This window comes from Sodaliphilus pleomorphus (assembly GCF_009676955.1).
GTDB classification, from domain to species: Bacteria; Bacteroidota; Bacteroidia; order Bacteroidales; family Muribaculaceae; genus Sodaliphilus; species Sodaliphilus pleomorphus.
Window position 1 is genome coordinate 705154 of sequence record NZ_CP045696.1, and the last position, 12377, is coordinate 717530.

Here is a 12377-nt window from a genome sequence, read left to right on the forward strand (position 1 = left end):
AGATGAAAAAAATGATCTACCTGCTGTCGATGTGCATGATGCTGGCACTCACCGCCTGCAACGACGACGGCAACGAACCCGCGAGCAACAGCAACATCACTCCACAGTTTGAAATCACACTGCCCAGCAGTCTCGACAGCCTGGGCGGAAAAATCACCAATCCATCCATCGAGGTCAAAAACGTGTCGACCGGTCGCACTTCCACCTTCGGCAGCGAGAGCAGTGTGAGCCTGCCCACAGGACTCTACGACATTACCTACAAGGCCGACGTGGCAGTGCCGGACGACACTGCCATGCGCCACATTGTGGCCTTCAAGCAGTCGGTCGAGCTCACGGCCAGCAACCGCACAGTGAAACTCACAGCCTATGAGACCGTCGACAACAACGACTTCATCATCTCGGAGGTATTCTTCACAGGCACTCTACAGACCTCGGGCAACCAGTACTACGGCGACGACTACATCAAGATTTACAACAATACCGACCACGTGCTCTATGCCGACGGCTTGACTCTGCTCGAGTCGGAGTTCACCACCACGATCAAGTACAACTACACCCCCGATATCATGGACAGCGCCATGACCGTGCAGGCCATATACACAATACCCGGCAACGGTCACGACCACCCCGTGCAACCTGGAGGCGAGTTGCTCATCGTCGACACCGGCATCGACCACCGCGTGGTCAATCCCAACTCATTCGACCTGAGCAAGGCCGACTTTGAGTGGTACGACGAGTCGAGCTCGCCCTCACACCTCGACATCGACGGCCCCACCGTGCCCAACCTCGACAAGTGGTACTGCTACACCCGTTCGTTCTGGATGCTGCACAACCGGGGCTTCAAGGCCTGGGCCATTGCCCGCATTCCCGTCGACAAAGAGACCTACCTGAAAGACTACCGCTACACCTACAACTACGACATCGTGGTGGCAGCTGGCACCTTCCCCATGTCGCAAACTCAGTACTACGTGCCCAACAGCTGGATTGTAGATGCAGTGAACTGCAGCGTGGCAAGCGACTACAAGTGGAACGTGACTGCTGCCAGCCTCGATCGCGGCTGGAGCTATTGCGGCACCATCGACCGCGACAAGACTCGCTATTTCCACAGCGTGCGACGCAAGATGCTCTACTTGAAAGACGGCCACCCCGTGCTCAAAGACACCAACAACTCGACCGAGGACTTCAACCCCTACTGCATAGCCAGCGAAATCGAGCGTCAGCACACGTCAATCGACATGAACGGGACCAAAAGCTCGACCGAAACCTGGGACGGCGTGACCGCAAAATAATGCACATGGCGATGAGAGCGACAATCATGAGCACGATGCTTGCCCTTGCGGCATGGAGCCCGGTGGCTGCCGAGACTGCCGCCGCCCCCGACAGCGCAAGCACTGCCACCGTGATGCAGCGCATCGAGCTTGCCAGCCTTGAGCCAGCCCAAGGCCTGCTCACACTGGCGTGGCACAACCCAGCCATCAACCAGTATCGCCGCAGCTTCTCGATGAGCGAGGTGGGCCTGTCGTTCACATCGCGCCACGAGAGCACCGCGCTGCACCCCCAGCAGGGCGACGGCGAGCACATCGCGGCCTTTGATGCCACAACCTACATCAAGCACAAGAGCCAGACCCTGTGGGGCCGGGCCTACTACAACAACGGTCGCATCGATGGCATCGAGTGGAACGAGACGAGCGACATCGACATCGTGTATCCCTACTTGCTGGCCGACAGCGCAGGGGGCAAGAAGATGAATGTGGATCGCTACAGCTTCGGGGGCGGATATGCCTCCCGCAAGGGCCGGCTATCGTGGGGTGCCTCGATAGGCTACACAGCTGGCCTGTACTATCGCAACGTGGATCCCCGGCCACGCAACGTCACAGCACGCTTGAGCGCACTTGCCGGCCTGGGCTACCGCCTTGCAGGCGACTATGTGGGAGCCGTGAGCCTGGGCTACATGAAGTATAGACAATCCAACGACATCGCCTTCTACAGCGAGCTGGGCAATGAGAAGATATTTCATGTCACGGGCCTGGTCAACGACTACAACCGCTTTGCCGGCAGCGGCTACAGCACTTATTACAACGGTCGCCAGTGGAGCACCTCGCTCAGTCTCCACCCAGCAGGCAACCATGGGTTCTCGGCCACCGTGGCAGCTGCGCAACTTGGCATCGACAACGTGCTGGCCGACCTCAACAAGCTGCCCATGGCCCACACCGACCACAAGACTGTGGCGGCCGAGGCGGGTTGGCTGGCCGCTGGATGGGGGCTGAAAGCCCACGTGAGCGCCACACGCCGCAAGGGCACCGAGAATGTGTTTGGCGACCCTGCCGGATCGGTGTATCTCCAGATAGGCAGTCTCGACAGGTATCTCGACCAAACACTGGCGCTGGGCCTCGCGGGGCTTTGGGAAAAGCGTTGGGGCAACTACGCGCTCATGCTGCGCCCCAGTGTTGACTACAGTCATCGCCTCACACGCTACAACGACCCCGAAAGCCACACACGCTACAACGACCTTGCAGGCACATTGCGGCTCACAGGCGGTGCCACGATAGGGGCCACCTTCAGCACGCTCACCCTGGGCACACGGCTCGTGTCGCCTGTCGAGAGCCAGCTGCACCTGGCCACAGCCACAAGCCAGCTGCAAGGCTTGCAACGCATGGTCGAGGCCGAGCACGCCTGGCTGAGCAAGACCCGGCGCCACCTCGAGATAGACTGGGCCACGAGCGTGAAGCTCTCGAGCCGCTATGCACTGAGGGCCAGGCTGTGCTGGGAGCACGGCACCTATGCCGCAAGCATCACTTCCAATCAATTCTTCGCATCAACAACACTTATATTTTAAAGAAAAATGAAAAAAGCACTTTTAGCAATACTTGTACTTGCATTGGGCAGTCTCGTGACGAGCGCTCAAAGCATCGTGAAAGAGTCACCTCTGGGCGCCTACGGGGCCATGCACTGGACGCTGAGCAACGGCATCAACGTCTATGTCAAAGCCTCCAAGCTGCAACCTGGCTGGCTCACCATAGCAGGCACGTCGCCTGGCGGATACTCGCACAATTACACTCCCGCCCAAGCCTCGTCGCTCAAGCAACTCAACACAGTGATGGCCGTGTCGGGGGCCGGCGGCATGACAGCCGTCGAGCTGGGCAAGATGCTCAGGGCCGACAGCGCACGCATGCGCACCTATGTGGAGCGCGACGAGGAGGGCTTCGCCGGCAGCTGCAAGCGCACGGGGCTGGAAATAGCTCTCAAGGTCTTGCAGCTCAAGGCACTCCACCCCCAAATCGACACTGCTGCCGTCAACAAGTATGTGGCCGTCAACAAGAAGGCCAATGCCAAACACGGCGACCCAAAGTTTGCCTTTGCCGATTCCATCTTTGCCAACGTCTTTGGCCACCACCCCGTGGGCTCTGAGAAAGTTTCCAACTATGATCTCGACCACATCGACCTCAACTTCATCCTGCAAGTGTATCAAGACCGATTTGCCGACTTGAGCGACATGAGCGTCTTCGTCGTGGGCGATTTCGACCCCGATTCGCTCAAGACGCTTGTGGTAAAATACATCGCCACCTTGCCCGGCAAGGGCCGTGTCGAGAAGCCGGTCGACATAGGATACCGCCTGTTCGACAGCAGCAAGACCCTGCGTTTCACCGCCAAGATGGCCGAGCCGCAAGACAAGGTGTACTTCTTCTGGACCACCCAGGTAGATTACACGCTCAAGAACTACCTCACTGCCCAAGTTGCCGGCCGCATCCTGAGCGACATGTGGCTCGACGACCTGCGCGGCAAGCACGGCTGGACCAAGCACATCGACTCGCACTGCAGCGTGGTCGACACCGACGGCGGCCCCGCCATCTACTTCCCCTTCAATGCCACCGTCACCGCCGGCAAGGGAGAGGCAGCCCGCCAGCTTGTGCTCGACGACCTTGAGCGCGTGGCCCGAGGCAACGTCACCGCAGCACAGCTCAAGGCCCAGCAGGACTACTACAGCCGCGTGCACAAGGAGAACATGGGTACCAACGGCTACTGGATGCAAATGCTGCAAAACTATGTGCTCAACGACGGTCTCGACTTCGACGGTCCCTATCAGAGCACCCTCGAGAGCATCACTCGTGCCGACGTCGCCGCTTTTGTGGCACGTCTGCTCAACAAGGGGCGCCAGCTCAACCTCATGATGACTCCCGCTCAAGACTGAGAGCAGCAAGCCTCCACGCTCAAGCGGCAACAAGCCAAGGCTCCTGGCAAGTGTGACACGGGCACAACCCCGCCACCTTGCCAGGAGCTTTTCTGATTGAAGTGACCATAACAAGTATCAAAAAACCCCAACCCTCTCCAAAGGTTGAAACGTCGGCCCGTTGGCACAATTTAGTAAAGGAGCGTCCAGGCTGAGTGCAATTGCTTGAGGTTGGCCACAATGAGACTCACAACAATAGTTGTAATTGCAATGATGGCAGCGTTCTTTACGGCATTAGTCCTGATTTTTGTCGTTTTGTTACTAAAGCTTTTCATTTTTTTACGTTGAACGAAGTATTTAGGACTTTAACCCATCACATCATAAAGTGTATATGAATGATTAGCACCTATTCAGGAGGAATATAACATGTGGCAGGAGCATTTATATATACCAACATATCTCTTTCTTTTATCCTCTGGCGAACTTTTTGATTGCCAAATGGATATATGTCGTCAAGCTGTTTGAAACAGTAAGGCCCTTTATATCGTAAAGTATCGGTATATTTTACTTTAATTTCATTGTCGATTGTATTTACATTTGAACCAACACATATCCAAAGGTCTTGATAAGGAGCATTATCCACCACGAGGGTATCTCTGTGGAATGCCGTTATTTTGTTGTTTTCGCTTGTTTCTAAAACTTGCATTGAGTCGATATACCGCCATTTCCCAATATGAAAATTACGGTCAATGTCTCCCCCGAACTTTCGCCCGTGAGAAAAATACAAGTCAACAGCAAACGTCCCGTTAGAATAGAATCGGTATATGTTGTTTAATGGATGGTAAAGCAAGTACCCATGCTTAGGCTCGTCACACGCAATGTAGACGACCCAATAACCAGTTTGACACAGCATCCTTTTAATACTGTTGGCCCTGGAAGCCTGTGCTCCAGAAATGCTTTTTGCCTCTTTGCTGGTTGACATGTGCCAGCATGAGAAAAACGAGAAAATTGCCGTTACTGCCACAACCATTCTTATAATATGATCCTTTAGATTTGTCTGCATAGCATTTTTCTTTTATTCATCATTGCACGATTTTATCTTCTTTTTCATAGTATGTCACAATGTGCACCTTGCCATTCGAATCACGCCTGTATTTAGTTTGAATCGCACTGTTCTGGCAGGAGCCATCATCGACAAAAAAGCTGTCGCCACCACTGTCGCTTTGCAAAAAAAGAATCTGGTCGTTATATTCAACATCAAGCTCATTTCTCACTTTATTGAAATCAGTCCCTATATACACCCATATATCTCTGAACGGGCAAGCATCTACATACAAAGTGTCTTTTACCATCCCGACAAGCCTTGAAGGGCGCATGGCGCAAACAGTTTTTGTTGAGTCCTCATAGTGCCATTTCCATGAATAAAGCGCTGCTTTATCTTCTTTTACTCTCTTTACCTTGCCACCATAATTCTTTTTTGTGGAATCATACAAGTCACAACAAAGTTTCCCGTTTTTCATGAATCTCATAGCATTTGCTATTGGGTGATATACGATTTTTCCATTGCTGAGAAACCCATCAGCCGTGTATATGATCCAGTATCCAGACCGGCACAACATGTTCACAATACTGTCACTGTCAGCATTTACAGTGCACATTTTGAATTGCACGTCAATATCGCCACTACTTGCTTTCCTCTTGTCTTGACAAGAGAATAATACAGTAAAAATTATGAGTGCAGAAAATAACAGATATATTGCTTTACTCATGACAATACACTTCCTTTCCTTAATTTTTTAGTTGATGTTGTAAACACCTTCATTATCACAACCTTGGGGCTTCATCTCGGCCAGGGGGTCGATGGTGGTGAAGCGCATGACCACGGGGGCGTAGAGCCGCGCCCTCGTGCGCGTCACCACCGTGTCGCGCCCCGTGCCCTTGTCGTGCGATGTGGTGGGTGAAACATTCATGCGGCATGAAAAGGTTTTGCTTGTTTCTGATTTTCAAACTATAAAGTTAATAAGAATTTTCAAAACATCCTTGCAAGTGGACTTTTTGACCACTATTCTGCACCTTTCAGAATAGCGGTGGCAGCTTATTGCTCCAATCATAATATTTATCAATAAAAATAACCGCTTTTTTTGGGGGGGAACAGCCCGAAAACAACATTCGCTAGTAAAGGAGCGTCCAGGCTGAGTGCAATTGCTTGAGGTTGGCCACAATGAGACTCACAACGATAGTTGTAATTGCAATGATGGCAGCGTTCTTTACGGCATCACGTCTATGCACATGCTTCTTGTCCTGAGTTTTTATGACCTGACAGTTAAGAATGACATCGCTAATACGTTTGCCTCGTATAATAGGACAGTTGTATAAAAGGAGCAATACGCATGCAGGCGGCGGGCAAGATAGGGGGTGGCGGGCAGGACTGCTTTTTTATTCAAGTGCGATTATACTGAAAGGGGCATTTTTGCGTTATATATTTAATTATGGTTAAAAATCACGTCAATTTCAAGATATTGCTACTTGCCGTGTGCCTGCTGGGTGCGTTGCAGGCGGCGGCACAGGTGAAGATAAGCGGCAAGGTGGTAGACGAGGACGGGAAGCCCGTGGAGTTTGCCCGCGTGAGCATCACGGGCACCGCGATAGGGACAACTACCGATCCCAAGGGCCTCTACGAGCTCTCGGCTCCCACGCGCGACTCGGTGATGGTGCAATTTGACTGTTTGGGCTACAGCACGGTCAAGCGCTTGCTCATAAAACCCACCGGCAGTGTCACCATCAACCCCAAGCTCTACAAGAAAGCCATGGAGCTGGGCGAGGTGAAGGTGACCGAGTTCAAGAAGCAGACCAACACGATGAGCGATATCGACATCAACAACCTCAAGCTCACGCCCGACATCAACGGCGGCAGCGTGGAGGGCGTGCTGGCCACGCAGGCCGGCGTGTCGCAGAAGAACGAGATGTCGTCGCAATACATGGTGCGTGGCGGCGCCTACGACGAGAACAGCGTCTACATCAACGGCATCGAGGTCTATCGCCCGCAACTGGTGACCAACGGGCAGCAAGAGGGATTGAGCATCATCAACCCCGACATGGTGCGTGCCGTGCGCTTCTCGACTGGCGGCTACAATGCCGAGTATGCCGACAAGATGTCGTCGGTGCTCGACATCACCTACAAGGAGCCCGAGGCCTTCGAGGGCAGCCTGCAAGGCAGCCTGCAAGGCGGAAGCCTGGCGCTGGGCACCCACACGGGCAAGTTCTCGATGCTGCACGGCGTGCGCTACAAGCGCAACTCGTCGATGCTGGGCTCGCTCGAGAGCAAGGGCGAGTATGACCCGCAGTACTTCGACTACCAGACACTCATAACCCTGTCGCCCAGCAGCAAGTTCAAGGTGCAGGTGCTGGGCAACATTGCGCTCAACAACTACCGCTTCACGCCCAAGGACCGCGAGACGAGCTTCGGCACGTCGACCAACGTGAAGTCGTTCAAGGTATACTTCGACGGCCAGGAGAAGGACAAATTCCAGACCTACTTTGGCGCGCTCACAGCCACCTACAAGTTTGGCAAGAGTGCCGACCTCACACTGCTGGCCTCGGGCTACCAGACCAACGAGCTTGTGGCCTATGACATACACGGCGAGTACTGGCTCAACGAGGCTGGCGACGGCAACACCGGCGGTGAGCTGGGCGTGGGCAAGTACCACGAGCATGCCCGCAACAGGCTCAAGATCAACGTCTACAACTTCGGCCTCAAGGGCAACCTGGGCCTTGGACACAACAATTTCACCTACGGTTTCAACTATCGCAAAGACGACATCTACGACCGCTCGCGCGAGTGGCAGTGGCGCGACTCGGCCGGCTACTCGCTGCCGCACCTGCCCCACGAGGTGAACGTGATATACAGCCAGCGCAGCACCAACGACTTGAACACGTCGCGCTTCTCGGCCTTTGTACAAGACACGTGGAAGCTCTACATGGGCGCCGGGGTGCTCTCGGTGAACGTGGGCGCCCGCCTCTCGCACTGGGACTTCAACAAGGAGACCCTCGTCTCGCCACGCATGAGCCTGGGCTATGTGCCCGCGGGCAACTCGCGCCTGTCGTTGCGGCTGGCCGGCGGCATCTACTACCAGCAACCCTTCTACAAGGAGTACCGCCAGCAGCAAGTCGACTCGCTGGGCAACTACTATGTCGCGCTCAACAACAAGATCAAGTCGCCACGCAGCGTGCACGTGATACTGGGCGGCGACTACACCTTCAGGGCCATGGACCGCCCCTTCAAGTTCACCACCGAACTCTACTACAAGCACTTGAGCCGCATCATCTCCTACGAGGTCGACAACTTGAAGCTCAACTACACGGGCTACAACGGCGGCAACGGCTACATCGCCGGCATCGACATGAAACTCTTCGGCCAGTTTGTGGAAGGCACCGACTCGTGGATTAGCTTCTCGCTCATGAAGACGCAGGAAGACATCAACGGCGTGAAGGTGCCCCTGCCCACCGACCAGCGCTACAGCGTAGCACTGTTTTTCACCGATTATTTTCCCAACCTGCCGCGGCTCAAGTTCAGCCTCAAGGGCGTGCTGAGCGACGGCCTACCCACCGTGGCGCCCAACAAGACGCGAGCCAACAGCTGGTTTCGTCAGCCAGCCTACAAGCGTGTCGATGCGGGCCTGAGCTTTGCCCTGGTCGACAAGGAGCACCGACCGGCCACCGGCCTGCTGAGCAACTTCAAGAGCGTGTGGATAGGACTCGACGTGTTCAACCTGCTCGACATCTCCAACGTGAGCAGCTACTACTGGGTGACCGACGTCAACAACATCCAGTATGCCGTGCCCAATTACCTCACTCGCCGCCAGCTCAACGTGCGCCTCTCGATGACCTTCTGAGACTGCTGCACCACAGCGGCCACGGGCATAGCCTATTGTGATGAGGGCGCAGCCCCAAAAATCACCACAAGAGGGGATGCCGGTTGAGAAAAAATCGCACTATCTTTGTGCCAACAATAATATAGGAGGAATACAGAGAATGACGATTGCCGACATTGTTATTATCGCCGTCATTGCAGTGGCCGTGATTGTATCGGCACGACGATTTGTGAAACAGGGGCATGGCGATTGCGGCTGCGGCTGCGGCAGCCATTGCCAGAGCCGCAAGAACAGGGCCAAGCACGACAAGCCTTGCTGCACACCGCAGCAAGCCCACCAGGCCCCTGAGAGTAAATGATTTTTTTTTTAGATATGGACAACCTACTCTTTGGCAAGCAACACCGCCTTGCCGACATGATCACAGCCTGCCCAGGGCTGCTGCTCACGTTTCAGCGCCTGAACATACCTCTGGGCTTCGGCGACAAAACGGTGGCCGAGGTGTGTGCCAAGCACGGCGTCGACCCCGACTTTTTCCTGCTAATATGTAATGTGCAGGCCCACGACGACTATGTGCCCGCACTCGAGACCGTGGCCGGCACCGACATGAGCGGCCTCGTGCCCTACCTCAAGGCCTGCCACCGCTACTACACGTGCAAGCGACTGCCCCACATTGCCAACCACATCGACCGCATTGCCCAGCAACTGCCCACCACAAGGGTGCGCAAGGCCTTTGAAGCCTTCTTCAAGGCCTATCTCATCGAGATAGAACTGCACTTCACCGACGAGGAACAGAACGTGTATCCCTGCATCCTGGCCTTGCAGCAAGGACAGCGCGGCAAGGGGCGCATCAACGACTTCATCGCGTTGCACGGCAACCTGCAGGACAAGCTCGACGACCTGACGCAGATCATCTTCAAGTATCTGCCGGCAAGTGTCACCGGCGACGACCCTATCGATGCAGTGCTCGACATCCTCCAACTCTCGCAAGACTTGAAAAAGCACAACCTGATAGAGGAGAAAATCATGATTCCCTATGTAAAATGGATTGAAAAGAAGGTGAAATGAAAACCAGGATTCTCATAGCCGAGCCATCGCAGGTCATCGTCGAGGGCCTGAAGGCCATACTGGGGAAACCCACACGGTTCTCGCTGCTCTCGCCTGTGCCCAACCTCGACGACATCGAGAGCCACATCACCGCCCTCAAGCCCGACATCGTGATCGCCAACCCCACCCTGGCGCACGATGCAGGCGCAATGCTGCAATCGCAGGGCGTGAAAACGGCAGCCCTGCTCTACCAGTATGTAGAGCCCTGGCGACTCAACACCTTCGACCTGGTGCTCGACATACGCCAGAGTGCCGGCACCATCGTCGAGCACCTCGTGCAACTGGCCGAGCGCAACCTTGAGCAAGACGGGCCGCGCAAGATCACCAACTACGACCTCACCAAGCGCGAGACCGCTGTGCTTATCGAGGTGGCACGCGGGCTGACCAACAAGGAAATAGCCGAGAAGATGAACGTGTCGGTGCACACGGTGATTTCACACCGCAAAAACATCATGCACAAGACCGGCATCAAGTCGGTGGCCGGCCTCACCGTCTATGCCATGCTCAACAATCTCATCGAGGAGTGATCCCCTTCAAGCAACAATATTTTTAAGTCATTTTGTCTTTTTTTAGTTACAAGTCATGCACGAAATGACACCATAAGGTGTTATATTTGTACACAACAACCAAAAAGGAGGAAATGATGGTGAAAAAGATTGTTTTGGCATTCTCTCTCATGATGGCCGGAGCCACATGGTGCAGCGCCCAAACTGCAACCGCGCCCCACAGCACCAACCAGCAGCAGTCGGGCACAATCGAGAAGCGCGACACTGTGCAACTGGTGGCAGTCGACAAAATCAAAGACAAGAACACGCGCAAGCAGGTGAAAGCCCAGCTGGGCACCATGCGCTTCCAGAAGGCAGCCCGCGCCATGCGCGAGGGCTACTTTGTGCTCATGGCCAGCAGCGTGCGGCACAGTCCCAGCGGCGCCATCGACGCCAGTGCCGACGAGCAGGCCAATTTTGTGCTCGTGCAAGGCCACTCAGGCGTGTTTCAAACTGCCGGTCGCGGCATCAACCCCGGGCTCAACAACATGGGCGGCTTCACCTTCAAGGGCCGTGTGGGCAAGCCCACGTTCAGCTCCAACAAGAAGGGCGACCTCTTCATGAACTTCACCCTGGTGGGCAGCGACGTGAACTGCGACGTGTATATCACACTCTTCCATGGCAGCGGCGATGCCGAAGCCACAGTCACCCCGGCCATGGGACGCGGCAGCTTCACACTGCGTGGCAAGCTGCTCCCCTACAAGCAGCCCAAGCCCACATCTCCCCGTTGACGCCACTCCAACTCGCCCGACTGCGTCACCCAACAAAAGGAGAATTGACAACGGATAACTTAATTAATCAGTTAATTGACTAATCAAACACTCAATATTGTCCGTCAGAAGTTCCTCACCAGAGGGAAAGATGCTGCACTTATTTCACGAAAAGGAGAACTGTTGTGATTACACTTATAACCAGCTGAGCTATCAGCAAGATTTGAAGCGTTCCTACTTTTTTAGCTAGTTTCTCATTCTTGTTGACTAAAGTATTCTCTAATGTTCCGATCTTATTCTCGAGGGAAGAGTGCACATTATTGATTCGCCGAACAATAGCACTCTTAATGTCTTCCAAATCTGTTTTACATTGTGCAAGTTCACTTAAGGTCTTTTTTAGGCCTGAGTCCAGGTCCATAATTGTAACATTTGCTTTATCAAGCGACTGGCCAATTGCAGAGATTTGGTTACTATCTTCGGCCTGTTTTGTTTTAATATCACCAACAGCAACATCTTGAGCTTCTTGCGATGACCTTAAATAATCATGTAAACTCTTAATTGAAAAAGTCAGTTCTGATATTTCTCTACTTATAGTAGAAGTTTTTTTTATAGCTTCGTTCAAATGTTCCACCTGATTATTAATCTTACCCACGCTTTCATCGCTAGCGATCTTGAAATCATTAGTCGTAGCAGTGAGGCCTGCCTTAGTTTCAGAAACGATGTTAGCACAGGAAGCATTTAAGTCCTTGACTGCTTGTGTAGCTTGCTGGTCAATAACGACCTTATTGGATTTCAATAGCACTATCAAACTATTGAGTGCAGCTTGCACACCATTTAGTTTGGATGCATAATTGTCAATCTCCCTTTGCGTTCCAGCATAAGCATTTACAGTTTTATTGACCTGCTCGCGAGCCGAATCAATATCTTCAAGCGACGCTTTCAATCGCTCTATGGTTTTAAATAGTTCATTGCTTTCCAT

General features: G+C 53.7%; 12 protein-coding genes. 8 read left to right on the top strand and 4 right to left on the bottom strand.

All coding sequences use genetic code 11. The features are described from left to right. Positions 1–2: 2 nt before the first annotated feature. From GF423_RS02910 to GF423_RS02920, 3 genes are read left to right on the top strand one after another with little or no spacing between them, the layout of a single operon-like run. Positions 3–1289 carry a DUF4876 domain-containing protein gene (locus tag GF423_RS02910; protein ID WP_235911514.1) on the top strand — a complete coding sequence of 429 codons (1287 nt, stop codon included), beginning with the start codon at positions 3–5 and terminating at the stop codon, positions 1287–1289. 11 nt (positions 1290–1300) lie between these two features. Further along, a complete protein-coding gene (locus GF423_RS02915) occupies positions 1301–2836 on the top strand; it encodes a DUF6850 family outer membrane beta-barrel protein (protein ID WP_154326965.1) in 1536 nt (511 codons plus the stop codon). Between the two features lie 6 nt (positions 2837–2842). Then, positions 2843–4189 carry a M16 family metallopeptidase gene (locus GF423_RS02920; RefSeq protein WP_154326966.1) on the top strand — a complete coding sequence of 449 codons (1347 nt, stop codon included), beginning with the start codon at positions 2843–2845 and terminating at the stop codon, positions 4187–4189. Between the two features lie 385 nt (positions 4190–4574). On the opposite strand, the gene GF423_RS02925 is transcribed toward GF423_RS02920, so the two are convergent. Genes GF423_RS02925 through GF423_RS02935 form a run of 3 tightly spaced genes read right to left on the bottom strand, consistent with a single transcriptional unit; the run spans position 4575 to position 6138 of the window. Next, the gene (locus GF423_RS02925) at positions 4575–5231 is read right to left on the bottom strand and encodes a hypothetical protein (RefSeq protein ID WP_154326967.1); all 657 of its coding nucleotides are present in this window, start codon (positions 5229–5231) and stop codon (positions 4575–4577) included. 19 nt (positions 5232–5250) lie between these two features. Further along, on the bottom strand, positions 5251–5937 hold the full coding sequence (locus tag GF423_RS02930) for a hypothetical protein (protein WP_154326968.1): 687 nt from the start codon (positions 5935–5937) through the stop codon (positions 5251–5253). Between the two features lie 27 nt (positions 5938–5964). Next, complete coding sequence (locus tag GF423_RS02935; protein ID WP_154326969.1) at positions 5965–6138, bottom strand: RHS repeat-associated core domain-containing protein; 174 nt, start codon at positions 6136–6138, stop codon at positions 5965–5967. Positions 6139–6657: 519 nt separating this feature from the next. Between GF423_RS02935 and GF423_RS02940 the strand changes: the two genes are divergently transcribed. The 5 genes from GF423_RS02940 (at position 6658) to GF423_RS02960 (ending at position 11419) form a co-directional block, all read left to right on the top strand. Continuing rightward, positions 6658–9060: a TonB-dependent receptor gene (locus GF423_RS02940; RefSeq protein WP_154326970.1), complete on the top strand. Its 2403-nt coding sequence runs from the start codon at positions 6658–6660 to the stop codon at positions 9058–9060. Between the two features lie 139 nt (positions 9061–9199). After that, positions 9200–9397 carry a FeoB-associated Cys-rich membrane protein gene (locus GF423_RS02945; RefSeq protein ID WP_206113341.1) on the top strand — a complete coding sequence of 66 codons (198 nt, stop codon included), beginning with the start codon at positions 9200–9202 and terminating at the stop codon, positions 9395–9397. 14 nt (positions 9398–9411) lie between these two features. After that, entirely contained in the window at positions 9412–10104 is a 693-nt protein-coding gene (locus tag GF423_RS02950) for a hemerythrin domain-containing protein (RefSeq protein WP_206113342.1), read from the top strand. After that, positions 10101–10670, top strand: a complete 570-nt coding sequence (locus GF423_RS02955) for a response regulator transcription factor (protein WP_154326973.1) — start codon at positions 10101–10103, stop codon at positions 10668–10670. The genes GF423_RS02950 and GF423_RS02955 overlap by 4 nt, the downstream gene beginning before the upstream one ends. Positions 10671–10756: 86 nt before the next feature. Further along, positions 10757–11419 carry a DUF4251 domain-containing protein gene (locus GF423_RS02960; RefSeq protein ID WP_154326974.1) on the top strand — a complete coding sequence of 221 codons (663 nt, stop codon included), beginning with the start codon at positions 10757–10759 and terminating at the stop codon, positions 11417–11419. 139 nt (positions 11420–11558) lie between these two features. Here GF423_RS02960 and GF423_RS02965 read toward each other — a convergent pair whose 3' ends face one another. Then, positions 11559–12377 carry a hypothetical protein gene (locus GF423_RS02965; RefSeq protein WP_154326975.1) on the bottom strand — a complete coding sequence of 273 codons (819 nt, stop codon included), beginning with the start codon at positions 12375–12377 and terminating at the stop codon, positions 11559–11561.